Raw genomic sequence first — 22,872 nt, 5'->3', positions numbered from 1 at the left:
TTCAGCTCTTTCCGTATTAAGATGTGTTCCAACGTCAGGGGTTGCAACCCGTGACCGTCTCACTGTTGCCTTATGCCGCTTCGGCCTTTTCCTCGATGGTCGAGAGGATCGAAGCGATGTTGGAAGCAGGTGCGCCGATCGCACCGGCGATGTTCGAAGCGGGCGCGCCGATGCAGCCGACGATGGAAGCGATGAGCTCCTCGCGCGACGGCATTTTCGACACGGCCTCGACACCGGCCCGGTCCAGAGCGTTCTCGCCCATTGCACCGCCAAGGATTTCGAACTTCTTGTTCGTCTTGGCGAATTCCTCGCACACCTTGGCCGCGGCCACGGGGTCTTCGGAATAGGTGAGAACGGTCATGCCCGTCAGGAGGTCGGCCATGCTTTCGCAGGGTTTACCCTGAAGGGCGATCTTGGCGAGCCTGTTCTTGGCGACGCGGACCGACGAACCTGCCTCACGGGCTTGGGCGCGCAGAGTCTGCATTTCGGCAACCGTGAGGCCGGTGTAGTGTGCAACCACAACGACGCCAGAGCTTTCGAAGATCTGGCCGAGCTCGTCGACCACTTTCTCTTTCTGGGCTCTATCCACAGTTTCACTCCAATTGGGGAGGTGTGACCCTCCGGCTCGTTTCGCCGCGGCTGACGCCACGACAATCAAGTCCTTACGGGTCCTGCACATCCCCCGGACACGCGGAGAGCGTTCCGAAGAAACTTATGTTCATTTCCCGTCTCAGGCAGGAATTATGGCTGCTGGATTGCAGTCACCCACCGTCTCGGACGAATCGCCGGACGGCTGCGCATGCGCAACCGACCCGACAAGGGGGGCGTTTAACGAGTTTTGCGGGAAATGTGAAGGGGAGGCCGCGAATATTTCGCGCCCCCGCATTGCTACGCCGACCCGTGCCCGGTGCATCATCGGCGAACCCCATGATCATACCACGTTCCGCAGGCGAAAGGAACAGGAACCTGTACCGGCCGACTGCGCGGCCCTGCGGGTTCGGCCCTTGCATCCCACTGAACCCGGTTACTATTCTCGGGTCGTTCCCAGACGAGAGAGACCGGATGGCATCCGCAGGCAAGGCGCCGCGCAACGCGACGGGGCGCATCCCCGACCCGGCCACGCTGCTGGCCCTGGTTCAGAAGGCGAAACCGCGCGGTCCGTCCCGCGCGGCCACAGAACGCGTCCGAAGGATGCTGGTGGCCTATCTGGAGACCGCCATCCGTCAGCGCCTGCCGGCACAGCAGGTGATCGCGGACATGGCCTCGGGCCGGGCGGCGCGACGACTCGGCGACGTGGCGCGTGACATGATCGAGCGCGATCCGCCCCCGGTCCTGCGCGATGCCGCCTGCGCGAGCGGCTGCGCCTTCTGCTGCATCCTGTCAGGCGGCGACGGCGGCACCATCACCGAGGACGAGGCGCGGCGCCTGCACGAAGCGCTCGCGCCCCTTGCGGGGGTGCCGGACGGGCGCGGCTGGCATCCCGCCGCCTGCCCCGCGCTCGATCCGGACAGCCGCATGTGCCGGGTCTACGACGACAGGCCGACGATATGCCGGTCCTTCGTCTCGACCGACGCCAAGGCCTGCGAGGTCAATGCGGAAGGCGGGGCCGAGACCGGCGCCGGGGTCCTGGGCAGCCATATCGACTATCTCGCCGTGCACGCGCTTGTCCGCGAGGTGCTGAAGGGTATCGCCCAGGTCAGGACCTACGCGATGGCGCGGGTCGCGGCGGGGGCGGTCGAAGGCCGGTCATTGGATGAAAGTCTCGACGCCGCGCGTCATCCGCCCCGGACCCTGTCGGACATCTTCGCCGCGCTGGACGGACGGGGCTGAGGCCCCTGCCCGGCGATCAGGCCGCGTCAGCCAGCAGTGTGCTGCCGTCCGGGATGTGCCATGCGAACTCGTTGCGGCCCTTTTCCAGGATCTCGCAGTTCAGGCGTCTGCGGAACTGCATCAGCAGACGGCGCCGCCGCCGCACCGGCATCGGTTTCCACAGGTCCGGCTGGTCAATGAACCCGGCACCGGCCAGATCGGCCCCGACGCCCGGCAGATCCAGCTCGGCGAAACTCGCCCAGGCGGTGTTGCGGATGCCCTCGCGCACGAGGTAGCCGTCGATCCGGTCCACGACCAGCGGATCGCGCCCGGTAAAGGCCCGCAACTGCGGCAGCAGGTCCCGCGCCCCGTTGAGCCGGCGCAGAAGGATCGCGACCTCCTGATCCTCGTTGCCGACGAACCCCGTCATGTGCAGCGCCGAACTGTCGGAGGAGATCACCTTGTCGGCCCCCAGATAGGCGGCGATCTGGTCCTCGATGGTCATCGCCTCGGGCGACAGGATGCGATAGCCCTCGGCGGCCAGCAGGTCCTCGACGGTCTTTTCGCCGAATATCCCGCCACGCCGCAGGCGGTAGCCGGTGCGGGTCAGGTAAATCTTCTTGTCCGGGGCGGGCGCGATCCCGGCGCCGAGCGCCTCGCGGATGAAGAACCGGAACGACAGCGTGCCCGCCGCCAGTTCGCCCATCCCGCAGCCCTGTTCGGGCACATACAGCCGCTCGACCCGCGCGGGGGCGGACAGGACCCGGATCGGCAGGTCGATCCCGAGGATGTCGAGCATCCGGCGCTGGAACTTGTTCTGGTCGATCTCGCCCCATTCCGCCCCGCGCGGCGCGACGAACAGCAGCCCGTCCAGCGGTTCCGCGATCTGCGGTACGGCCCAGAGCCGGGCCAGCGACTCGAACAGGAAATGTCCGAAATGCGGCCAGTAATCCCCCGCGAACAGCCAGCGGCCCGATATCCGCTCCGCCCCCTCGAACGCGGCGGGATCGTGTAGCTGCGGCTCGATCCGGCGGCCCTTGCGGATCAGCGCGGCCTCGTCCACCGGCCGCCCGTCGGGCCGGTTGATCGAATGCGCCAGCCCGCGCCCCGCGACGAGGATCGCCTCGTCCACCAGCGCCATGCCCGTGAAGGTGATATCGGAAAACGCGTTCATCCCGGCCGCCTCACGCCACGCGCCGCGCCGGCTCGGACCGGGGCGCGAAGGCCGCCTCGACCAGCACGTCGAAATCGAAGTCCAGTCCCAGATGCGCGCCGACCTGTTCCAGTTCCTCCAGCCGTTCGAGATCGAACAGGCAGGCATGGTCGTAGAGCGCGCGCATCCCCGCCTCGCCGTCAGGCGCGTCGCGCAGTTTGGTCAGCGCTTCGACCGCGATGTCCCGGAACCCGCTGGAGGCCAGCCGCCAGTCCAGCTTGGCGCGCCAGGTCTCGTAGCCCGCATCGTGGAAATGCAGCAGGTAAGCGCCTTCCTTGCGGCCCAGTGACAGGTCCTGGAGCCGCTCGCCGCCGGGCCCGTCGGCCCAGTGCTGGCGCAGGAAGGCACCCTTGATCCCCGCCCGCGTGACGGCCTTGCCGATGTGGTGCCCTATCATGCCGCTGCGGCGGATCAGCGGATTGCCCTCGGGGCCATAGACCTTTGCCCGCCCCGCACCGAAGGTCTGCAGTCGGAAATGATGTCCCGGCAGACCCGGCGTCTGGATGCGTTCGGCGGTCAGGATGCGCACGCCCCGCACCACGTCGGGCAGAGTTTCCAGTTCTTCGCGCAGAGAGCGGCCATCCAGCCAGACGTATTCGTCCGCGTCCACGTTCAGGAACCAGCCCTCGCGACACTGGCGGTAGAGCCATGTCATCGCGTGGTTCTGCCGCCGGGTGAAACGGTCGCCGGGGGTCAGCTCCAGCTCTCGCCAGAATTCGGGGGTGCAGCGGATGCAATCGACCTGCGGATGGTCCTGCACCATCGCGATCGCGGGATCGTCGGGGTTGTCGAACAGGATGCAGACGCGGTCGGCCCCCTGCACCAGGTACCATGCAATGAACCGCATGGTGACCTCTGGGGTCTCCCGCATGATCGTGCCGACGATCAGCGGCGCGCTACGGCGCGCACTCGTGACATCGCGCCCCTTGGGGGCGCCTGTATGAAACCTGCTCATCTTACCCGTCGCCGTTGTTTCGGCTGTTCTTTTCGGGCGGATCACCTGCCCCCCTTGAGGGATAACGCGGCGGCGTCCGGGTTTTCCCGATTCCGCCGCCGCAACGGTGCACTGCTCTGCCCGCCTCAGGGATCAAACTGGCGGGCAAATGTGGTCAGATTAAGGCGATTGTGTCCGAAAGTTTAACAATCGGGATTTTTTCGCGCCGGCGGCCCCTTCCCGGCGCCGAAACGGAAACGGGGCGCCCCATTTGGGACGCCCCGTTCCGATACCGAAATCAGGTCGGATCAGTTGCCGGTCGCGCTTTCGACCGAAACCGACACGCCCGGCCCCATGGTGGAGCTGAGCGAGACCCGCTTCATGTAGGTGCCCTTGGCGCCGGTCGGCTTGGCCTTGGAGACGGCATCCACGAAGGCGCGGATGTTCTCTGCCAGCTTGGCGGCGTCGAAGGAAGCCTTGCCGACACCTGCGTGCACGACACCGGCCTTTTCGGCCTTGAACTGGACCTGACCGCCCTTGGCGTCCTTGACGGCCTGGGCGACGTCCATGGTCACGGTGCCGACGCGCGGGTTCGGCATCAGGTTGCGCGGGCCGAGGATCTTGCCGAGGCGACCGACGACACCCATCATGTCCGGGGTCGCGATGCAGCGGTCGAAGTCGATGTTGCCGCCCTGGATGGATTCCATCAGGTCTTCGGCACCGACGATGTCCGCACCGGCGGCCTGGGCTTCGTCAGCCTTGGCGCCACGGGCGAAGACGGCGACGCGGACGGTCTTGCCGGTGCCGTTCGGCAGCGACACGACGCCACGGACCATCTGGTCGGCGTGACGGGGATCGACCCCGAGGTTCATCGCGATCTCGACGGTCTCGTCGAACTTGGCGGATGCGTTCGCCTTGATCAGCGCGATCGCGTCCTCGACAGAGATGTCTTCCTTGCCGGCGAAGGCTTCGCGGGCGGCGGCGGTGCGTTTTCCGAGCTTTGCCATCTTACTTCACCTCGATGCCCATGGAGCGCGCCGAACCGAGGATGATCTGCATCGCAGCTTCCACGGAGTTCGCGTTCAGGTCTTTCATCTTGGCTTCGGCGATCTCTTTCACCTGGGCGACAGAGACGGAGCCGGCGTTCGCACGACCGGGGGTCTTGGACCCGGACTGAACCTTGGCGGCCTTCTTGAGGTAATAGGACGCGGGCGGCGTCTTGATTTCCATCGTGAAGGACTTGTCCTGGTAATACGAGATCACCGTCGGGCAAGGCGCGCCGGGTTCCATGTCCTGCGTCTTGGCGTTGAACGCCTTGCAGAATTCCATGATGTTGATGCCACGCTGACCGAGCGCGGGACCGACCGGCGGCGACGGGTTCGCCTGACCGGCCTTCACCTGCAGCTTGAGCTGCCCGATGAGTTTCTTGGCCATTGGCCTTCTCCTTTTCCATCTCCCCCGCGACGCGACGCCGGGGATTTCATGTGGCGTGGTCCGGTCTGCACACCGCGATGCGCGCGCCTCCCACGTTGGGTGCCGTCCGGGGGACGACAGGCGCGCGCAATACATGGCGCGGGGGCGGTTGGCAAGCCCTCAGCGGGCTGAACCCGGCGGCGCGGTCACGTGATCGTGTCGATCCGGTGTTTCGCGGCGGAGTGTGACTGACCTAAGCTCTGTCCCAAGACCGGTGCGGGCCGTCCATACCCGCACGACCGACGCCAGCAAACGGAGACTGCCGCATGAAATCGCCGTTTTACAACCGCAGGTCCATCCTTTCCGGCGCGGGCCTCGCGGCCCTCGCCCTCGCCGCCCCCGCCGGGCTGGTGTCGCCCCTGCGCGCCGCCAGCTTCCCGCCGACCCAGACGATGCGCGGCGGCGCCAACAACTACCGCCCCGGCGCGCCGCTGGTCGAGCGTCTCGGGTCGGGGTTCTGGGTCACCGGCACCGTCCGCCGCGCGGGCGACGGCGCGCCGCTGGAAGGCGTGCGGATCCAGATCTGGGCCGCCACCACGCTCGGCGGCGAGCGCGAGCCGCGGAACCACGGCAGTGTCCTGTCCGCCGCGGACGGCACCTTCCGGCTGGAGACCGAACAGATCGTCCCGAATTTCGGCCAGCCGCACGCGCATCTCGCTTATGATGACGGACAGTTCCAGACGGTGTTCCTGCGCCCGGTGATGCCGAGCGCCTCGGACACCTCGGTCAGCGCGGACTTCGTCCTCGCCCCCGCCTGACGCGCCATGCGTCCGCTTGTCTGGGCCGCCGTCGTTGCCCTGATCATCGTTCCGGTCGCCCTCGCGGCGGTCAGCCCGCTGCTGCAGTGGCGCGGCGCGGCCTACATCGCGGGCGGGTTCGCCGGGATACTCAGCCTCGCATTGCTGCTGCTCCAGCCGCTGCTGGCGGCAGGATATCTGCCCGGCCCCGCGCTCGCCACCGCGCGGCGGTGGCACCGCCGGACGGGTGCGATAGTCGTCGTGCTGGTGCTGGTGCATGTCGGCGGGCTCTACGTCACCAGTCCGCCGGACACGCTGGATGCGCTGCTGCTGGTGTCGCCGACGCCCTTCTCGGTCTACGGCGTCACGGCGATGTGGGGCGTTCTGCTGACCGCCCTGCTCGTCGCCCTCAGACGCCGCATCCGTCCCGCGCTGTGGCGCGCGGCGCATAACCTGCTGGCACTGGTGGTGGTTCTCGCGACGGTGATCCACGCCCTGCAGATCGAGGGCGCGATGGAGCCGGTGTCGAAATGGGTGCTCTGCCTCGCGGCGCTCGCCGCGACGGTCGCGGCGCTGGTCGACCTGCGCCTGCTCCGCCCGCTGAAGCGCAGGCGGACGGCGGGCACGCGCAGCTAGGCCGCGACGGGCCTCAGCCCTGCTTGGAGACCTGGGTGAATTCCAGTTCGACCGGGGTCTCGCGGCCGAAGATCGAGACCATCACCTTCAGGCGCTGGTTGTCCTCGTCCACTTCCTCGACCATCCCGTCGAAGTCCTCGAACGGGCCGTCGTTGACCTTGACCTTCTCGCCAACCTCGAAGTGGATCAGGGTGCGCGGGGTTTCCTCGCCTTCCTGAACACGGTTGAGGATCTGGTTCACCTCGGCATCCCGCATCGGCATCGGACGACCCTGGGGCCCCAGGAAACCGGTGACGCGGTTGATCGTGTTGATCAGGTGATAGCCCTCGTCGGACATCTCCATGTGGACCAGCACGTAGCCCGGCATGAAGCGGCGTTCGGTGGACACCTTCTTGCCGCGACGGATCTCGATGACTTCCTCGGTCGGAACGAGAACCTCGTCGATCTGGTCCTCAAGCCCCTTCTCGACGGCCGATTGACGGATCTGCTCGGCGACCTTCTTTTCGAAGTTCGACAGAACGCTCACCGAATACCACCGTTTCGCCATCTCTCAGCCGTTCCCTTCCGCCAGCCACAAGGGCCGGGAATTCCGTTTCAAATACAGACGCTTGCCTGCACCACCCCCAATAAAAATCGGCGTGCAACTCGACTCGCCGCACGCCATTTCAAAGGGAAGTAGGGGCGCGTTTACCGCCTGACCCTCAGGATTTCAAGCCCTAGGAGAAGAGCGAGAGCAGGCCCTGAAGTCCGGTGCGGATCAGGATGTCGACCAGCGCGAAGAACACCGCGGTGAGCGTCGCCATGATGAAGACCATCACCGTGGTCAGCAGCACCTCGCGACGGGTCGGCCAGACGACCTTTGCGATCTCGGCGCGGGTCTGGTTGATGAACTGGATCGGGTTGGCCATGGCTAAATCCGCTGTCGGTATCACGTCGGTGTCGCGTCGGGGTCACGTCGGTCTTGGCACCGACACGCCATTGGACGCGGAGTTCGGTCGCAGATACGCGGAGCGGGCGGCGATTTCAAGCCGCCAGCGCCGCTCGCCCGCCTTTTCGCCCCGCGTCGCGGCGTCACGGCCATGCCACCCGCCGGGACACGCACCTGAACGCGCGCCGGTATGCCGATCACGAAACTGCGAGGCGGGCAGCGCTTGAATTGCCGGGCCGTCCGGCCAAGGATGGCGCAACAGGCAGGGAGAACGGGCATGCAGATCACCAGACGGCGATGGATCACGATGACGGGCGCGGCGGCGCTGGTGGCCGGGTGCGGCGGCGGTGGCGGCCTCCGCTCCGGCGGAGGCAGCCCGGCGACGACCGCCATGGACCCGACCCTGCGGCCCGCCCCGAACCCGGCCTACGACTCGTGGGTGGCCTCGTTCAAGGGCCGCGCGGCGGGGCGCGGCATCTCGCAATCCACGCTGTCGGCGGCCTTCGCCGATGCGGGCTACCTGCCCGGCGTGGTCGAGCGCGACCGCAACCAGGCCGAGACCAGCCGCACGCTGGAGGATTACCTCGCCATCACCGCGAACGAGGGCAAGGTGCAGGACGGCCGCGCGGCCCTGTCGCGCAACCGCGCCCTGCTGTCGGCGATCGAGTCCCGCTACGGCGTTCCGGCCAATGTCGTGACGGCGGTCTGGGGCATGGAAAGCAGCTACGGCACCCGGCGCGGCGACATCCCGGTGATCTCGGCCCTGTCGACGCTGGCCTACGACGGGCGGCGCGGCGCGTTCTTCGAAGGCCAGCTGATCGCGGCGCTCAAGATCCTCCAGCGGGGCGACATCAGCCCGTCGCGGATGACCGGAAGCTGGGCGGGCGCCATGGGCCACACGCAGTTCATCCCCACGACCTTCGAGGCCTACGGCGTCGATTTCCGCGGCGACGGACGGCGTGACATCTGGTCGGACGATCCGACCGACGGGCTGGCCTCGGCGGCGAACTACCTCGGCAAGTCCGGCTGGCGGCGGGGCGAGCCCTGGGGCTACGAGGTGTCCGTGCCCGCCGGTGTCGGCGGCGGTGCACGGTCGCTGGACGGCTGGGCAGCGGCGGGCGTGCGGCGCGCGGATGGAGGACGGCTGTCGGGCGGCACCTCGGCGCGGCTGCTGAGGCCGCAATCGAACGGACCCGCGTTCCTTGCGCTGCCCAACTTCCGCGTCATCCTGCGCTACAACAACGCCGAGAAATACGCGATCGGGCTGGGGCACCTGTCGGACCGTATCGCCGGGGCCGGGCCACTGCGCGGGAACTTCGGACCGGACGCCTACGGCCTGACCATCGACGACCGCAAGCGCATCCAGTCACGGCTGACCGCCAGCGGCTACGATGCAGGCACGCCGGACGGGGTGTTCGGGAAAAAGACCGAAGCCGCGATCCGCGCTTTCCAGCGCGCGAACGGCATGGCCGAGACGGGCGAGCCGTCGCAGGCGCTGCTGCAAAGGCTGGGCTAGGGCCCGCGCGGGAGGCGAGGATGGCCAACGCCCTGGTCCCGGAGTTCGCCGTCTCGGACTGGCGGGCGTCACGGGCATTCTACTGCGACGTCCTCGGGTTCGACTGCGTCTATGCGCGCGATGAGGAGGGCTTCTGCTACCTCCGCCTCGGCGCGGCGGAGATCATGATCGACCAGATCGGGCTGGGCCGGGACTTCGACGGGGGGCACCTGCCGGACGGATATCCGTTCGGGCGGGGGCTCAATGTGCAAATCGAGGTGCCGGAGATCGCGCCGTTGGTCGCGGCGCTGGACGAAGCCGGTCATCCGCTGTTCCTGCCGGTCGAGGACAAATGGTATCGCATCGACGCCGCAGAGGCCGGGTCGCGACAGTTCGTCGTCGCCGATCCCGACGGCTACCTGCTGCGGTTCTTCCAGGATCTCGGCCGGCGCCCCGCATCAGAGCCAGCTTAGGGCGGGGTTGCCCCCCGCACTGCCGTGTTCAGCCCATCCGTTCGGAGGCGTAGGATCCCGGACTTGCCGGGAAAACCACCGTCTTGTCGTCGTTGATGAACACCCGGTGCTGCACATGCGCATGGACCGCGCGGGCCAGCACGGACGCCTCGACGTCGCGGCCCAGCGAGACGTAGTCGGACGGGCTCTGCGCATGGGTGACGCGCACGGTGTCCTGCTCGATGATCGGGCCTTCGTCCAGATCGGCGGTCACGTAGTGGGCGGTCGCCCCGATCAGCTTGACCCCGCGCTGGTAGGCCTGCTTGTAAGGGTTCGCGCCCTTGAACGACGGCAGGAAGGAGTGGTGGATGTTGATGATCCGCCCCGACATCTTGCGGCACAGATCGTCGGACAACACCTGCATGTAGCGGGCCAGCACGACCAGTTCCGCGCCGCTGTCCTCGACCACCTCGATCAGCCGCGCCTCGGCTGCGGCCTTGGTGTCGGCGGTGACCTTGATGTGGTGGAACGGCAGGTCGTGGTTCACGACGACCTTCTGGTAGGTCAGGTGGTTGGAGATGACGCCCACGATGTCGATCGGCAGCGCCCCGATGCGCCAGCGGTAGAGCAGGTCGTTCAGGCAATGGCCGAAGTTCGACACCATCAGCAGGACTTTCACCCGGCCCGCCGTGTCACGGATGCTCCAGTCCATCTCGAAGGGCTCGGCCACGGACACGAAGCCCTCGCGCAGCGCGTCGAGCGTGGTGCCGGTTTCCGACCGGGCGCTGATGCGGGTGAAGAAGCGGCCGGTCTGCGTGTCGTCGAACTGCGCGGCGTCGGTGATGTTGCAGCCGTGCTCCGCCAGAAAGCCGGAGACGGCGGCGACGATGCCGCGCCGTGACGGACACTGGACGGTCAGGACGAAATTTTCCATGTGGGCTTCCTCTGTTGGCCGGACCCGTTTCGTTTCGCAGGGTTCTGGCCTGAACCCCGGACCCGCCGCAAGCATACAATGGACGTTCCACGATCCGTTTCCGACCGCGCGTGTCGCCGGCGCGTTTTCGGGCGCGGTCCGGGGGTGCCGCCGGGCAGCGGCCCGACCCGCGTGCCGTGTCCGTCACACTCGCCGGTGAAACCGGTCCCCTGCCCGACTGCCGCCTTTGTCGCGCCGTTTTTGGGGAACTACCCTCTGGCACGACTGCACGACGAAAGGCGCACGATGCCCTATTCCGACCTTCCCGATCACGCGTTCTGGCGGCTCTGCCGGGACAGCGGGGATTTCCTGCTGCCCGGCCTCTACCAGCCGAAATTCGCGCTGGAGCCCGGCATGCGGATCGCGACGGCGGGCAGCTGTTTCGCCCAGAACATCGGCCGCTACGTCCGCGCCTCGACGCTGGAGCTGGTGGACGTGGAGCCCGCGCCCGCCACCATGCCCGCCGAGGCGGCGCAGAGGTTCGGCTACGGCCTGTTCTCGGCCCGATACGGCAATGTCTACACCGCCCGCCAGCTGCGGCAGCTGCTGGAGGACTGCGTCTCCGAAACCGTCGACGACAGCGCGATCTGGACGAAGGGCGACCGCGTCTATGACGCCCTGCGCCCGAACACGGAACCGGAGGGCTACGGCTCCGTGGCCGAGCTGCGCGCGCACCGGCTGGATCACCTGCGCCGGGTGCGGTCGATCTTTGGCCAGACGGATGTCTTCGTCTTCACGCTCGGCCTGACCGAGGCGTGGGAGGATGCCGGGACGGGACGTGTCTACCCGACCGCCCCCGGCGTCATCGCTGGGGAATTCGACGCGGCCCGGCACCGTTTCGTCAACCTCGGCTTCGCCGACACGCTGGAGGACATGGCAGCCGCCCGCGCCCTGATGCGTGACCTTGCCCCCGACATGCGCGTGCTGCTGACCGTGTCGCCCGTCCCGCTGACCGCGACGGCGAGCGGCCACCACGTGCTGCGCGCCACGACCTATTCCAAGTCCGTCCTGCGCGCCGTGGCCGAGGAGATGGTTCTGGACGACGCCGCGACCGACTATTTCTCGTCCTACGAGATCATCACCGGCATCCCTTTCGGCGCGCGCATGTACGAGGACAACCTCCGCTCCGTCCGGCGCGAGGCGGTGGACACCGTGATGTCGTGCTTCTTCGGCGCGCATCCCGCACTCGGCCCCGTGTCGCGCCCCGCGGCGCTTGTCGCCCCCGCCGACCCCGAGGCCGAGGCGCGCGACGACGTGATCTGCGAGGAGGCGATGCTGGACGCCTTTGCCCGGCCATGAAGCTCTGCGTGATCGGTGCCTCGCATGTCGCCATGCTGATGCTGGCGGAACGGGACAGCCCGACACCGGGCCTGTCGATGACCTGCTATGCCGCACCGGCGGGCGGGATCGAGGACGCCGCGCTGGATGGCACGCGGCTGTACGCCACCACCCCCGCCCTGCGCGAGCGGCTGGACATGATCGGCACCCCGCACGACCTGGACCTCGCGGATTTCGACGGCGTGGCCTTCGTGGGCGAGACTGCCTCGGCCTTTTCCGCGGTGGCGCTGGTGCGCAAGCACACGGTGTCGGGCTGGCCTTCGGGCGCCGCGGCGCTGGAGAAGGCGGCGCAGCCCTTCGCCCCGCCGCTGCGTCAGCCGCTCATCACCGTGCCCGCCTATCAGGCCGCGCTGACCGAGGCGCTGAAGACGCGATTCACCTTCCGCATGGTGATGGCCCTGCGGCGGTCCAGCGACGTGCCCGTCTTGATCGTCCCGCAGCCCTTCCCCGCAGAGCGGATGCTGGACGGCAAGGGCAACAACCCGGTCTTCCAGCGCGTCCGGCGCGGCGGCGACGGACCGGCGCTGGCCGATGCGCTGCGCGTGGCGCATGACCGTGCATTCGCCGGGATCGCCAACCTGCGCGTCCTGCCGCAGCCCCCCGCAACGATCGCCCGGCACTTCCTGACAAGGAACGAATACGCCCGCGACGCGATGCGGCTGAGCCTGAACAAGCCCCAGCCCGAGGACGATTTCCTGCACACCGGCGGGACCTATGGCGCGCTGGTGATGGGCGACGTGTCCGCCGCCCTGCGCGACCTCGCCGCCTGAATAATTAGAGTCGAAACCGCAGCAATTCCGCGATCCGGAATAGGCCTGTCTTAACTCCTCTGACCCATCCTGCCCCCACGCCAGGTGGAGGTGCGGTCATGCCTGTTCCGATCATTCTGCTGGCCGGGCAGAGCAATGCCGGTCGCGTATCCGACGAAATCGACGCGGCCCTCGCCGCGCGCTACGGGGGCGGAGAATATGTCCTCGTCGATGTCCATGCGTCGGGCGCGCCCCTGACCCGCCCCCGCGACGGCAAGGACGACTGGTTCACGCCCTCAGAACTGCCCGACGATCTGACCGAGGCCGCGGTCACGGCGTTGCGCGACACCCCCGACGGCAAGATCGCCGGAATGATCTGGGTGCAGGGCGAAGGCGACACGCATGGCGCGGGCGTGCCGGACGACTATGCCGCGCGCGTCCGGGCGCTGTGGTCCGGCCTGAGTGAGGCAGTCGGCACCGCCATCGGCCCCGGCACCGGCATTGACGAGGCACCGTTCATCGTCTCGCGCCTCTCCGCCGCGGCCCCGCAGGCGGACTCGCGGGTCAACTGGGCGGCCATCATGGCGGCGCAGCAGGATCTGGGCACGGCTCCGGGCTTCCTGACCGTCGATCCCGACGCCATCGCAGCCCGCGACGGCATGGGGACTGCGCAAATGTTCTCCGATCCGCTGCACTACTCGGATGATTTCAGTGACAGCCTTGCGCAGGAACTGGTCGCCGCCCTGCCCTATGTCGGAGGAACCGATGTCGGCGGACACGATGCCGAGACGGCTGTCCGCGACCTGACCGGCGGTCCGGGCCGCGATGTGCTGCAGGCGACCGATGCGGCCGAGGTCATGACAGGCGGCGGCGGGCCCGACCGCTACGTCGGAACGGCGGCCAACCTGGCGGGCGATGCGATCACCGATTTCTCGAGTCTCGACCGGATCGAGGTGCGCGACGCCCTGCTGTCGTCGACGGACCTCTCCATAGGTCCGGAGCAGGCCCGGCTGGCAATGGACACCGACGGCGACGGCGCGGCGGACGGACTACTGAAAATCAGGGGCGATTTCCGCGACGACAGGTTCCTGACTGTCCATGAAGGTGGTGACACGACCATCGTCCTCGGGGCGGCCACCCCCGCCCTGGCCGAGGGGCGGGCCGTCGATCCAGCGCAATTCGATCCCCGCACGGTGCAGCCGATGTTGACCGGCGACGGCGAAACGGACTTCAGGGTGGAGCTGATCAATGTCGGCTTTGCCGGATTCGACAACGCGGTCGGCGTCTACGAGGTGACACCCCAGGGCCGGATCGTGGATGTGCGGATCCTCTTCGACAGCGCCAAGTCCGGCCCCGCCTCGGCCACGGTTACGGGGGTGGAGGACGGGAACGGCGTCGGCTTTTTCGTCCTGCAGGACGGCGCCGGCTGGGTCCAGGACAACGACGGGGCGGAATTTCGGTTCACTAACCGCAGCGGCGGACCCGCCACCCTGGCCGACGGCGACGGCATGCGCCTGATGGCGGACCAGGAAGTCGCCGAGATCGAGGTGTTCCACAGCCTCGCGGCGGCCCAGAATTCCGACGGGCTGCAGCACGTGATCGCCGGGATCAACGACGATGGCGTGTCGATCACGCTGGGGTTCGAGGACCTGTTCGGCGGCGGCGATTCCGATTTCGAGGATGTCGTTCTGTGGATCACCCCGGACGAGGATATCCTGCTGTAGCATCCGCCATCCCGCACGCCTTAGCGCGGGCCGGATACCGACACCCCACTGGACGGCGTCGTATTTTGAGATAGCTTGCCGGATCACCGGCAGGGCGATTCCAGCATGGGCATCCGCCGCCGGACCTGCGTATCAGGAAAGGGCCGCGACGACCCAGACGACTGACAACGGCAGCATAACGGTGACCGGGCCCCTCTGGCGGAAGCGGCGGCTCTTTCGTGATGTCGGCACCGAAAACAGTGATCCAGCCGCCGGGAAAGCTTTGTCGTATGTCGATAGGTTCCTCGGGTCCCGCCTCGGGCCGTTCCACCCTGTATTTCTTTCGCTGGGCCTTTGCCGTCACCGTGCTCGGCCTCATCCTCGGCGCCTATGTGGGCTGGCACTCAACCGGCACGCTCAGTGGCACGCTCAACATCTTCTTCATCTGCGCGGTCCTCGCGCTGCTCGAAATCTCGCTGTCCTTCGACAACGCCATCGTCAACGCGAACAAGTTGAAGGACATGAAGCCGATCTGGCGGCAGCGGTTCCTGACCTGGGGCATCCTGATCGCTGTCTTCGGGATGCGGATCGTCTTCCCCCTGCTGATCGTGGTGATCGCCGCCAACATCGGCCCGGTCGAGGCCATCGAGCTCTCGATCTCCGACCCCGAGGAATACGCCCACATCATGCACGATGCGCATCTGCCGATCGCGGCCTTCGGCGGGACGTTCCTGATGCTGGTTGGCCTCAGGTTCTTCTTTGACGAGGAAAAGGACATCCACTGGGTGCGCTGGCTGGAAAGCCGGATGTGCCGCTATGCCAGCATCCGCGGCGTCGAGGTGGCGGTGGTCCTGCTGATCGTCATGGGCTTTGCGCAGGTGATGTCCGAGCAAAACGCCGAAACCTTCATCTATGCGGCGGTCTGGGGGATGCTGACGTTCCTGCTGGTCGAGGTGCTGGGCGGCTTCCTCGACCATGCCGACACCGCGCGCGGCGCGGCGGCGCAGGGGGGCCTGGGGGCATTCCTCTACCTCGAGGTGCTGGACGCCTCCTTCTCGTTCGACGGGGTGATCGGGGCCTTCGCGCTCAGCCAGAACCTGTGGGTCATCGCCATCGGCCTGGGCATCGGGGCGATGTACGTCCGGTCGATGACCATCATGCTGGTCGAGAACAAGACGCTCAGCGAATACCGGTATCTGGAGCACGGGGCCTTCTACGCGATCATCAGCCTGTCGGTGGTGATGTTCGCGCAGTCGCTGGTCACGATCCCCGAGGTCATCACCGGCTTTGCCGGGGCCACGCTGATCGGCGTGTCGCTCTGGGCCTCGATCCGCTGGAACCGCATCCACGGCGGCACGGCCGAGGACGCGGCCTGAGGCGTCAGCCGAAGGGCCCGTCCCGGCGGCAGTCGATCGGCAGCGCGCCGAGGTCCTCCGGCACCCGCGCCGAGTCGCGGATCAGCAGACCGGCCGCGATGCCCACGCGGTCGGGCGGCAGGTCGGGCTTGTCCTGCCGGTCGAGGATCAGGCCGAGCGCATCGCCGAACATCCGCTCGATCGGCTGTGCTACGGTGGTCAGGCGGAACCCCGGCCATGCGCCGACGCGGCCATTGTCGTAACCCACGACCGACAGGTCGTCGGGCACCGTCAGCCCCGCGGCCCGTGCCGCCTCGATCGTGGCATAGGCCATCATGTCGTTTGCGGCGAATATCGCATCCGGCCGCACCTCGGCCTGCAGCAGCCGGGTCGCGGCGGCATAGGCGCCACGGAATGTGAATTCGCCGCGGTCGATGGCGAAGGGCTCCACCCCGATCTCCTTGAGCCCGGCCAGGAACCCGCGTTCGCGGTCCTGCGCGGCGGGGTTCATGTTGCCCGCGATGAAGGCAATGCGCCGGTGCCCGCCCGCGACGAGGAAGTGCGCCACGCCGCGCCCGCCCTCGGCCTGATCCTGCCGGACCGACGAGGCGCCGAACGCCTCGCCCGGACGGTTCAGCAGCACCATGGAGATCCCGAACTGCCGCAGCCGTTCGGCCGCGGTATCCGTCATCTCGACCGCGGGGATCACGATGCAGCCCGCCACGCGATACTGGATCATCTGCGGGATCACGTCGTCGATCGTGCCGCCACGCATCACCTGGAACAGCATCAGCTGCCGCCCGGCCTGCGTGACCTGCCGCGCCAGCGTCTGGATGTTTTCCTGATACCAGTAGTTCTGCGTCTCGCTGCCGACGAAGGCCACGATGTTCGAGTTGTTGGTCGCCAGCGACTGCGCGATCGCGTTCGGCGCGTATCCCATGCTTTCGGCGATTTCGAGGATGCGTTTTCGCGTCGCCTCCGAGATTCTCGGGTCGGCTTTCAGCGCCCGCGACACGGTTGACTTGTTAACACCCGCCTCGCGGGAAATTTCGGCTGTTGTCGGGAAACGGCGGACGTTCATGCGCGGGTCTTTCGAACCTCCCCTGTGCAGGCCGCGCCAGCTTAGCCTGCCGGATGCGCAGGCAAAAGCGCATAGCGGGCGATAGCCGATCTACCGAAAAGAAGTATGAAGAAAACAGGTATGTGCAACCGGTCGCACAATCCGTTGACCGATCTATGCAACCGGTTGTATCAGCGAAAACCGGAGGAAAACTCCTGGGAGGTAACATGTCTATCAAAAAACTGGCTGGATCGGTTCCGGCCGCGGCCGCGCTTGCTTTCACGCTTGCCTCGGCCCCCGTGGCCACGGCGCAGGATTACCCGTCGAAGGCCATCGAACTCATGGTCCCGGCGGGCGCCGGCGGCTCGACCGACACGCTGGGCCGCATTCTGGCGGACGGGCTGTCCAAGGAACTGGGCCAGCAGGTCATCGTGCTGAACAAGAACGGCGCGTCCGGGCGGATCGGCACCAAGGAAGTGCTGTCGAAAGAGGCCGACGGCTACACCGTCGAAATGGTCTGGTCCGCGATCCTGACGCTGAACGAAAGCCTGTTCGCCGAACCCGGCTACAACGCGGTCGAGGATTTCGACATGATCGCGGGTTTCGCGACGGTGCCGAACTTCCTCGTCGTGCACCCTGACGTGCCCGCCAACAGCATCGAGGAACTGATCGCGCTGGCCAAGTCCAAGCCGGGTGAACTGAACTACGCCTCGTCCAACCCCGGCTCGATGAGCCGCCTGTCCATGGACCTGTTCAACCAGATGGCCGGCACCGACATCGTGCACGTCCCCTTCTCGGGCGATGCCGAGGTGATGCCCGCCATCGTCGGCGGCCACATCGAGGTGACGATCACCAACACCGTCGCCGGCCTGCCGATGGTGCAGGAGGGCAAGCTGCGCCCGCTGGCCGTGACCATGGCCAAGCGCTCGGTCCTGCTGCCCGACCTGCCGACGATGGACGAGGCCGGGGTCCCCGGCTACGCGACCGACCTCTGGTATGGCCTTGTCGCCAAGAAGGGCACGCCCGAGGACATCGTCAACAAGCTGTCGGCCGCCGTCGAGGCCGTGCTGAAGACCGACGAGGTCCAGAAGGCGCTGGCCGATCGCGGGGCAGAGCCGTTCTACATGGCGCCCGGCGAGATGCTGGAAAAGGTCAAGAAGGACCGCGAGACGCTGGGCGGCGTGGTCAAGGCCGCAGGGATCGAGAAATCCTGATCCGCACAACGGTTGAACGGCGATCCGACCCGTAGCGGTCGCCGTTCTTACGGTCCGGGCGGCACCAGCGCGCCCGGACCGATCCGACGAAAGAGACATCCGATGACCATTGCCACTGCCACCGACTCCGCCAAGTCCGACATTTCCGAATCCGTCACGCTCGACGGCGTGACCTACCCGATCCGGGGCCGGATCGACGCGGGCGCGGATGCCTTCGTCGACGCCTTCATCGCGAATTTCCGCACCGGCGAGGAAACCGGCGCCTCCGCCGCCTTCTGGCAGGACGGCCGCCTTGTCGCGGACCTGTGGGGCGGGTTCCAGGACGAGGACTGCACGAAGCCGTGGCAGGAGAACACGCTGGTAAACGGCATGTCCTCGACCAAGCCGGTCGCGGCGACCTGTTTCCACATGCTGGTGGACCGGGGCGAGGTCAGCCTCGACGATCCCATCGACAGATACTGGCCGGAGTTCGGCTACAACGGCAAGGAAGGCGCGCTGATCCGCTGGATCCTCGATCACCGCATCGGCCTGCCCTCGATCCCCGCGCCCTTCTGGCCCAACGACCTGTTCGATCACGACGGCCTCTGCGCCGCGCTGGCCGCCGCCACCCCGGAATGGAAGCCGGGCACCGACGCGGGCTACCACGTCCGCACTTACGGCTTCCTGCTGAAAGAGGTGTTCAAGCGCGTTTCGGGCCGCGACATCGGTGAGTTCCTGCGCACCGAGGTGACCGAACCCTTCGACATCGATTACTGGATCGGCCTGCCCGAGAGCGAGCATGACCGCGTGGCCGATTTCCTGTCGGAAACCGAGGGCACGATCTATGCCTCGGACATCGCCCGCGACGCCCCGCTGGCCAAGGCCAGCCCCGCCATCCCGCGCGAGATGTACAACTCCGCACAGTGGAAAAGCGCCGTGCTGCCCGCTTCCAACGGCATGGGCAACGCACGATCCCTGTCGAAATTCTACGCCATCCTCGCCCGTGGCGGCGAACTGGACGGCAAGCGGCTGATCAGTGCCGAGGCGGTCGAGACAGCGACAGCGACCCAGCATTCCATCCACGAACGCGTGATGGACCGCACCTACAACCAGGCGCTCGGGTTCCTGCGCTCGTCGCCGCCCATCGTGGTCTTCGGACCCGGCGACCGGTCCTTCGGGCACCAGGGCGCGGGCGGCGCGCTCGGCTTCGGGGATCCCGAGGCGCGGGTCGGCTTCGCCTACCTGCAGAACAAGATGCACAACCGGCGGGAAAACGGGCCGCGCGCCAAGCGGCTGATCGACGCCACCTATTCCATAATCTGAGAGGCAAACAATGGGCAGACTGGACGGCAAGGTCGCACTGATCACCGGCGCGGGCGGCGGCATCGGCCGCGAGATGGCGCAGCTTTTCGCGACCGAGGGTGCGATGGTGCTCTGCGTCGACATCGCATCCGACCGGAACGAGGAAACGGCGGCCCTGATCGAAAAGGCCGGCGGCCGGGCCGAGGCGCTGACGACCGACATCTCCAGCCGCTCCGCCTGCCACCAGATGATGGAGGGCGTGCACCAGCGCCACGGCAAGCTGGACGTGCTGGTGAACAACGCGATGTGGATCTCCTACGACGCGATCCCCGACGTGACCGAAGAGGTCGTGGACAAGATGTTCGGCATCGGCCTCAAGGCGGTGATGTGGACGACGCAGGCGGCGCTGCCACTGATGGAAAAGGCGGGCGGCGGGTCGATCATCAACTACGCCTCGATCGCCGCGCTGCGCGGCACGGCGGAACGGATCGTCTATTGCGCCGTCAAGGCGGGCGTCACCGGCATCACCCGCGCCAGCGCCGCCGAACTGGGCGACCGCAACATCCGGGTCAACGCCATCGCACCGGGCGCCGTGCTGTTCCCCGCTACTGCCGAACGGCTGGGTCCGGAAAAGATCGAGCTGCGCAAGCGGACCACCCCGCTCGGCCGTCTGGGCGAGGCCGAGGACATGGCCCGCGCGACGCTCTTTTTCGCCAGTGACGACAGCGCCTTCATTACAGGACAGGTGCTGACGGTGGACGGCGGGCGGATCATGTCCGCCTGAACTGCCGACCCGGCACCGACGCAACATACCGACGTGAAACCGACCAAGGAACTGACCCGATGATCGACCAGTATTCCCCCGACCGCCTCGCCGACCGGATGGAGATCCAGGACGTGATGCTCAAGTGGTGCCGCGCCATCGACCGGCTGGATGCGGACGGCATGCTCGCCTGTTTCACCGAGGACGCCATCGACCTGCACGGCCCCTACAACGGCCCGATCCCCGGCCTCGTGGACTGGGTGATGAACCGCCACCAGACGATCCCGTTCTCGTCGCATCAGGTGTCCAACATGCTGATCGAATTCGCCTCTCCGACCGTGGCGCTGGCGGAAACCTACGTCCGCACCCTCCAGCGCTACCCGGCCGAGGCGATGGCCGCGATGGCGCAGATGATGGCCAACGGCCCGGCGGTGAAAGAGGGCGAGGGCATGGACCTGATGACCTCCTCCCGCTACATCGACCGGTTCGAAAAACGCGACGGCCGGTGGAAGATCGCGCACCGCCGCCTCGCGCAGGACTGGAAGCAGAGCTTCGCCGTCACCGCCGCCACGCCCGCCAACAACCCCGACTGGCTGACCGGCCGCCGCGATCAGGACGACGCGGTGTACGAGGAACGCCGGAACCTCGGAATCGCGTGATCTGTCAGGGGCCTGCGTGATGCGTATCCGGAACGAGAAGGACTTCTGGTCGGGCGTGATGTTCGTGACCATCGGCGTCGCAACCATTGTGATCGCCCGCGATTACGGCATGGGCACGCTGCGCAGCATGGGCCCCGGCTGGTTCCCGACGGCCATCGGCACGATCATGGCGCTGCTCGGCGCCGTGATCGCGCTCCGCTCGCTCGGCCGCTCCGGCGGGACGGAACGGATCGAGCGCATCGGCCTGCGCGAACTGCTGCTGCTGGCGCTGTCCATCGCGCTGTTTGCCTTCCTGCTGCCCCGGCTGGGCATGGTGATCTCGGTCGCCATCCTCAGCCTCGTCGCGATCTTCGCCGACCACGGCTTCCGCATGATCGAGGCGGTCATCATCACCGTCAGCCTCGTCCTGCTCTCGTGGCTGATCTTCGCGCTCGGCCTCTCTGTCCAGATGCCCGTCTGGCCGACGGTGTTCTGAGGTTTCCCGAATGGACCTGCTTTCCAACCTCGCGCTCGGCCTGTCGACCGCGCTGACGCTGACCAACCTCGGCTACTGCTTCATCGGCGTGCTGCTCGGCACCGCCATCGGCGTGCTGCCCGGACTCGGGCCGCTGGCCACCATCGCGATGCTGCTGCCGATCACCTACCAGATCGGCGAGCCGGTTTCCGCGCTCATCATGCTGGCGGGCATCTACTACGGCGCGCAATACGGCGGCTCGACCACCGCGATCCTGATCAACGTGCCGGGCGAGATCTCCTCGGTCGTGACCACGCTCGACGGCTACCAGATGGCCAAGCAGGGCCGCGCGGGTCCGGCGCTGGCGATCGCCGCCATCGGGTCCTTCGCGGCGGGCACCATCGCCACCGTCGTGATCGCCGCCGCTGCCGGGCCGATGTCGGAACTGGCCTTCACCTTCGGACCGGCCGAATATTTCTCACTCATGACACTCGGCCTCGTGGGCGCGGTCGTGCTGTCGCACGGGTCTCTGCTCAAGGCGATCTGCATGGTTCTGGCGGGGATCCTCGTGGGCACCGTGGGGATCGACGTGAACTCCGGCGTGACGCGGTTCTCCTTCGGATTCGACGAGTTGTTCGACGGGGTGGAACTGGCCGCCGTGGCCATCGGCGTCTTCGGCCTGTCGGAAATCCTGATCAACCTCGAACGCCGCGACCACCGGGAAAAGGTCACCTCCAAGGTCGGCCGCCTGATGCCGACGAAGGACGATTTCCGCCAGTCGACATGGCCCATTCTGCGGGGCGCTGGCCTCGGCTCGATCCTCGGCGTGCTGCCCGGCGGCGGATCGGTGCTGTCCTCCTTCTCATCCTACGTGCTGGAGAAAAAGCTTTCCCGCCATCCCGAACGCTTCGGCAAGGGCGAGATCGCGGGCCTCGCCGGGCCCGAGGCCGCGAACAACGCAGGCGCGCAGACCTCGTTCATCCCGATGCTGACCCTGGGCATCCCGTCGAACGTCGTCATGGCCCTGATGATCGCCGCCATGATGATCCACGAGATCACGCCCGGCCCGCAGGTCATCCGCAACGAACCGCAACTGTTCTGGGGGCTGATCGCCTCCATGTGGGTCGGCAACCTGATGCTGCTGGTGCTGAACCTGCCGCTGATCGGGTTGTGGATCCGGCTGCTGACGATCCCCTACCGCATCCTCTACCCTGCAATCATCATGTTCTGCGTCATCGGCACCTATTCGATGCGCAACAACGTCTTCGACGTCTGGCTGATCCTGCCCTTTTTCGTGATGGGCTATCTCTGGCGCAAGCTGGGGTGCGAGGCGGCGCCGTTCCTGCTGGGCATCGTGCTGGGCCCGATGCTGGAGAAACAGCTGCGCCGGGCGATGATCATCTCGCGCGGGGAATGGGACATCTTCGTCATGAAGCCGATCTCGGCGGCCCTGCTCGGGGTGACGGTGATGCTGCTGCTGGCGGTCGCCCTGCCCTTCACCGCCGGGAAGCGGCGCGAGGTGTTCGTGGAGTCCGAGGATTGAGCGGCACCGGTGCGAAGGCGCATATGCGTGAAACCGCTTATGCATCCGGTTGCGCAACTGCGTGCACCGCGCTAGATTTCCCACGAAAGCGACAGGACGAACC

24 protein-coding genes are annotated in these 22,872 nt (G+C 67.1%); 15 read left to right on the top strand and 9 right to left on the bottom strand.

Annotation, left to right across the window (positions count from 1 at the left end; all coding sequences use genetic code 11):
- Positions 1–70: 70 nt before the first annotated feature.
- Positions 71–589: a 50S ribosomal protein L10 gene (gene rplJ / locus ATO6_RS13435; RefSeq protein WP_088624519.1), complete on the bottom strand. Its 519-nt coding sequence runs from the start codon at positions 587–589 to the stop codon at positions 71–73.
- A 473-nt stretch (positions 590–1,062) separates the two neighbouring features.
- Here rplJ and ATO6_RS13430 point away from each other — a divergent pair, with 473 nt between their 5' ends.
- Positions 1,063–1,830 carry a YkgJ family cysteine cluster protein gene (locus ATO6_RS13430; RefSeq protein WP_176440928.1) on the top strand — a complete coding sequence of 256 codons (768 nt, stop codon included), beginning with the start codon at positions 1,063–1,065 and terminating at the stop codon, positions 1,828–1,830.
- A 16-nt stretch (positions 1,831–1,846) separates the two neighbouring features.
- Here the strand turns inward: ATO6_RS13430 and ATO6_RS13425 are convergent, their stop codons facing one another.
- The 4 genes from ATO6_RS13425 to rplK form a co-directional block, all read right to left on the bottom strand.
- A complete protein-coding gene (locus ATO6_RS13425) occupies positions 1,847–2,983 on the bottom strand; it encodes a DUF563 domain-containing protein (RefSeq protein ID WP_176440927.1) in 1,137 nt (378 codons plus the stop codon).
- Between the two features lie 10 nt (positions 2,984–2,993).
- Complete coding sequence (locus tag ATO6_RS13420) at positions 2,994–3,869, bottom strand: glycosyltransferase family 2 protein (protein WP_217898999.1); 876 nt, start codon at positions 3,867–3,869, stop codon at positions 2,994–2,996.
- 395 nt (positions 3,870–4,264) lie between these two features.
- Entirely contained in the window at positions 4,265–4,963 is a 699-nt protein-coding gene (gene rplA / locus ATO6_RS13415) for a 50S ribosomal protein L1 (RefSeq protein ID WP_088624515.1), read from the bottom strand.
- Between the two features lies 1 nt (position 4,964).
- Positions 4,965–5,390, bottom strand: coding sequence for a 50S ribosomal protein L11 (rplK, locus tag ATO6_RS13410; protein ID WP_088624514.1), 426 nt, complete (start codon positions 5,388–5,390; stop codon positions 4,965–4,967).
- 305 nt (positions 5,391–5,695) lie between these two features.
- On the opposite strand from rplK, the gene ATO6_RS13405 reads away from it, so the two are divergent.
- Together ATO6_RS13405 and ATO6_RS13400 are read left to right on the top strand one after the other, a co-directional pair.
- On the top strand, positions 5,696–6,187 hold the full coding sequence (locus ATO6_RS13405) for a twin-arginine translocation pathway signal (protein ID WP_088624513.1): 492 nt from the start codon (positions 5,696–5,698) through the stop codon (positions 6,185–6,187).
- A gap of 6 nt (positions 6,188–6,193) precedes the next feature.
- Positions 6,194–6,802, top strand: a complete 609-nt coding sequence (locus ATO6_RS13400) for a ferric reductase-like transmembrane domain-containing protein (protein WP_088624512.1) — start codon at positions 6,194–6,196, stop codon at positions 6,800–6,802.
- 13 nt (positions 6,803–6,815) lie between these two features.
- Here the strand turns inward: ATO6_RS13400 and nusG are convergent, their stop codons facing one another.
- Together nusG and secE are read right to left on the bottom strand one after the other, a co-directional pair.
- On the bottom strand, positions 6,816–7,349 hold the full coding sequence (gene nusG, locus ATO6_RS13395) for a transcription termination/antitermination protein NusG (protein WP_088624511.1): 534 nt from the start codon (positions 7,347–7,349) through the stop codon (positions 6,816–6,818).
- A 169-nt stretch (positions 7,350–7,518) separates the two neighbouring features.
- Positions 7,519–7,710 carry a preprotein translocase subunit SecE gene (gene secE, locus ATO6_RS13390; protein WP_088624510.1) on the bottom strand — a complete coding sequence of 64 codons (192 nt, stop codon included), beginning with the start codon at positions 7,708–7,710 and terminating at the stop codon, positions 7,519–7,521.
- Between the two features lie 297 nt (positions 7,711–8,007).
- Between secE and ATO6_RS13385 the strand changes: the two genes are divergently transcribed.
- Positions 8,008–9,246: a lytic murein transglycosylase gene (locus ATO6_RS13385; RefSeq protein WP_088624509.1), complete on the top strand. Its 1,239-nt coding sequence runs from the start codon at positions 8,008–8,010 to the stop codon at positions 9,244–9,246.
- Between the two features lie 20 nt (positions 9,247–9,266).
- Positions 9,267–9,698 carry a VOC family protein gene (locus tag ATO6_RS13380; protein ID WP_088624508.1) on the top strand — a complete coding sequence of 144 codons (432 nt, stop codon included), beginning with the start codon at positions 9,267–9,269 and terminating at the stop codon, positions 9,696–9,698.
- 28 nt (positions 9,699–9,726) lie between these two features.
- Here ATO6_RS13380 and purU read toward each other — a convergent pair whose 3' ends face one another.
- A complete protein-coding gene (gene purU / locus ATO6_RS13375; RefSeq protein WP_088624507.1) occupies positions 9,727–10,611 on the bottom strand; it encodes a formyltetrahydrofolate deformylase in 885 nt (294 codons plus the stop codon).
- A 285-nt stretch (positions 10,612–10,896) separates the two neighbouring features.
- Here purU and ATO6_RS13370 point away from each other — a divergent pair, with 285 nt between their 5' ends.
- The 4 genes from ATO6_RS13370 (at position 10,897) to ATO6_RS13355 (ending at position 15,816) form a co-directional block, all read left to right on the top strand.
- Positions 10,897–11,949 (top strand): GSCFA domain-containing protein, encoded by a 1,053-nt coding sequence (locus tag ATO6_RS13370; RefSeq protein WP_088624506.1) that lies wholly within the window; start codon positions 10,897–10,899, stop codon positions 11,947–11,949.
- Positions 11,946–12,758 carry a hypothetical protein gene (locus ATO6_RS13365; protein ID WP_088624505.1) on the top strand — a complete coding sequence of 271 codons (813 nt, stop codon included), beginning with the start codon at positions 11,946–11,948 and terminating at the stop codon, positions 12,756–12,758. Before ATO6_RS13370 ends, ATO6_RS13365 begins: the two co-directional genes overlap by 4 nt.
- A 98-nt stretch (positions 12,759–12,856) precedes the next feature.
- Positions 12,857–14,461 (top strand): DUF4114 domain-containing protein, encoded by a 1,605-nt coding sequence (locus ATO6_RS13360; RefSeq protein ID WP_088624504.1) that lies wholly within the window; start codon positions 12,857–12,859, stop codon positions 14,459–14,461.
- 269 nt (positions 14,462–14,730) lie between these two features.
- Positions 14,731–15,816 carry a DUF475 domain-containing protein gene (locus tag ATO6_RS13355; protein WP_088624503.1) on the top strand — a complete coding sequence of 362 codons (1,086 nt, stop codon included), beginning with the start codon at positions 14,731–14,733 and terminating at the stop codon, positions 15,814–15,816.
- Between the two features lie 4 nt (positions 15,817–15,820).
- Here the strand turns inward: ATO6_RS13355 and ATO6_RS13350 are convergent, their stop codons facing one another.
- Complete coding sequence (locus ATO6_RS13350) at positions 15,821–16,876, bottom strand: LacI family DNA-binding transcriptional regulator (protein ID WP_088624502.1); 1,056 nt, start codon at positions 16,874–16,876, stop codon at positions 15,821–15,823.
- 206 nt (positions 16,877–17,082) lie between these two features.
- Between ATO6_RS13350 and ATO6_RS13345 the strand changes: the two genes are divergently transcribed.
- The 6 genes from ATO6_RS13345 (at position 17,083) to ATO6_RS13320 (ending at position 22,769) form a co-directional block, all read left to right on the top strand.
- Positions 17,083–18,069 carry a tripartite tricarboxylate transporter substrate binding protein gene (locus ATO6_RS13345; RefSeq protein WP_176440926.1) on the top strand — a complete coding sequence of 329 codons (987 nt, stop codon included), beginning with the start codon at positions 17,083–17,085 and terminating at the stop codon, positions 18,067–18,069.
- Between the two features lie 102 nt (positions 18,070–18,171).
- Entirely contained in the window at positions 18,172–19,371 is a 1,200-nt protein-coding gene (locus tag ATO6_RS13340; RefSeq protein ID WP_088624500.1) for a serine hydrolase domain-containing protein, read from the top strand.
- Between the two features lie 10 nt (positions 19,372–19,381).
- Complete coding sequence (locus ATO6_RS13335; protein ID WP_088624499.1) at positions 19,382–20,134, top strand: SDR family NAD(P)-dependent oxidoreductase; 753 nt, start codon at positions 19,382–19,384, stop codon at positions 20,132–20,134.
- A gap of 59 nt (positions 20,135–20,193) precedes the next feature.
- Positions 20,194–20,772: a nuclear transport factor 2 family protein gene (locus ATO6_RS13330; RefSeq protein ID WP_088624498.1), complete on the top strand. Its 579-nt coding sequence runs from the start codon at positions 20,194–20,196 to the stop codon at positions 20,770–20,772.
- 19 nt (positions 20,773–20,791) lie between these two features.
- A complete protein-coding gene (locus tag ATO6_RS13325) occupies positions 20,792–21,247 on the top strand; it encodes a tripartite tricarboxylate transporter TctB family protein (RefSeq protein ID WP_088624497.1) in 456 nt (151 codons plus the stop codon).
- A gap of 10 nt (positions 21,248–21,257) precedes the next feature.
- On the top strand, positions 21,258–22,769 hold the full coding sequence (locus ATO6_RS13320; protein WP_088624496.1) for a tripartite tricarboxylate transporter permease: 1,512 nt from the start codon (positions 21,258–21,260) through the stop codon (positions 22,767–22,769).
- Positions 22,770–22,872: the final 103 nt, after the last annotated feature.

The sequence above is a fragment of the Oceanicola sp. 22II-s10i genome, assembly GCF_002210105.1.
Taxonomy (GTDB): Bacteria; Pseudomonadota; Alphaproteobacteria; order Rhodobacterales; family Rhodobacteraceae; genus Pseudooceanicola.
The sequence above is the reverse complement of the archived record's forward strand: the minus strand, read 5'-3'. Positions and strand labels throughout refer to the sequence as shown.

Excerpts from the sequence above, each read along its gene's own strand:
- ATO6_RS13430 (WP_176440928.1), top strand. The coding sequence starts at position 1,063 with ATGGCATCCGCAGGCAAGGCGCCGCGCAACGCGACGGGGCGCATCCCC.
- ATO6_RS13425 (WP_176440927.1), bottom strand. The coding sequence starts at position 2,983 with ATGAACGCGTTTTCCGATATCACCTTCACGGGCATGGCGCTGGTGGAC.
- ATO6_RS13420 (WP_217898999.1), bottom strand. The coding sequence starts at position 3,869 with ATGCGGTTCATTGCATGGTACCTGGTGCAGGGGGCCGACCGCGTCTGC.
- rplA (WP_088624515.1), bottom strand. The coding sequence starts at position 4,963 with ATGGCAAAGCTCGGAAAACGCACCGCCGCCGCCCGCGAAGCCTTCGCC.
- rplK (WP_088624514.1), bottom strand. The coding sequence starts at position 5,390 with ATGGCCAAGAAACTCATCGGGCAGCTCAAGCTGCAGGTGAAGGCCGGT.
- ATO6_RS13405 (WP_088624513.1), top strand. The coding sequence starts at position 5,696 with ATGAAATCGCCGTTTTACAACCGCAGGTCCATCCTTTCCGGCGCGGGC.
- ATO6_RS13400 (WP_088624512.1), top strand. The coding sequence starts at position 6,194 with ATGCGTCCGCTTGTCTGGGCCGCCGTCGTTGCCCTGATCATCGTTCCG.
- nusG (WP_088624511.1), bottom strand. The coding sequence starts at position 7,349 with ATGGCGAAACGGTGGTATTCGGTGAGCGTTCTGTCGAACTTCGAAAAG.
- secE (WP_088624510.1), bottom strand. The coding sequence starts at position 7,710 with ATGGCCAACCCGATCCAGTTCATCAACCAGACCCGCGCCGAGATCGCA.
- ATO6_RS13385 (WP_088624509.1), top strand. The coding sequence starts at position 8,008 with ATGCAGATCACCAGACGGCGATGGATCACGATGACGGGCGCGGCGGCG.
- ATO6_RS13380 (WP_088624508.1), top strand. The coding sequence starts at position 9,267 with ATGGCCAACGCCCTGGTCCCGGAGTTCGCCGTCTCGGACTGGCGGGCG.
- purU (WP_088624507.1), bottom strand. The coding sequence starts at position 10,611 with ATGGAAAATTTCGTCCTGACCGTCCAGTGTCCGTCACGGCGCGGCATC.
- ATO6_RS13370 (WP_088624506.1), top strand. The coding sequence starts at position 10,897 with ATGCCCTATTCCGACCTTCCCGATCACGCGTTCTGGCGGCTCTGCCGG.
- ATO6_RS13365 (WP_088624505.1), top strand. The coding sequence starts at position 11,946 with ATGAAGCTCTGCGTGATCGGTGCCTCGCATGTCGCCATGCTGATGCTG.
- ATO6_RS13360 (WP_088624504.1), top strand. The coding sequence starts at position 12,857 with ATGCCTGTTCCGATCATTCTGCTGGCCGGGCAGAGCAATGCCGGTCGC.
- ATO6_RS13355 (WP_088624503.1), top strand. The coding sequence starts at position 14,731 with ATGTCGATAGGTTCCTCGGGTCCCGCCTCGGGCCGTTCCACCCTGTAT.
- ATO6_RS13350 (WP_088624502.1), bottom strand. The coding sequence starts at position 16,876 with ATGAACGTCCGCCGTTTCCCGACAACAGCCGAAATTTCCCGCGAGGCG.
- ATO6_RS13345 (WP_176440926.1), top strand. The coding sequence starts at position 17,083 with ATGTCTATCAAAAAACTGGCTGGATCGGTTCCGGCCGCGGCCGCGCTT.
- ATO6_RS13340 (WP_088624500.1), top strand. The coding sequence starts at position 18,172 with ATGACCATTGCCACTGCCACCGACTCCGCCAAGTCCGACATTTCCGAA.
- ATO6_RS13335 (WP_088624499.1), top strand. The coding sequence starts at position 19,382 with ATGGGCAGACTGGACGGCAAGGTCGCACTGATCACCGGCGCGGGCGGC.
- ATO6_RS13330 (WP_088624498.1), top strand. The coding sequence starts at position 20,194 with ATGATCGACCAGTATTCCCCCGACCGCCTCGCCGACCGGATGGAGATC.
- ATO6_RS13325 (WP_088624497.1), top strand. The coding sequence starts at position 20,792 with ATGCGTATCCGGAACGAGAAGGACTTCTGGTCGGGCGTGATGTTCGTG.
- ATO6_RS13320 (WP_088624496.1), top strand. The coding sequence starts at position 21,258 with ATGGACCTGCTTTCCAACCTCGCGCTCGGCCTGTCGACCGCGCTGACG.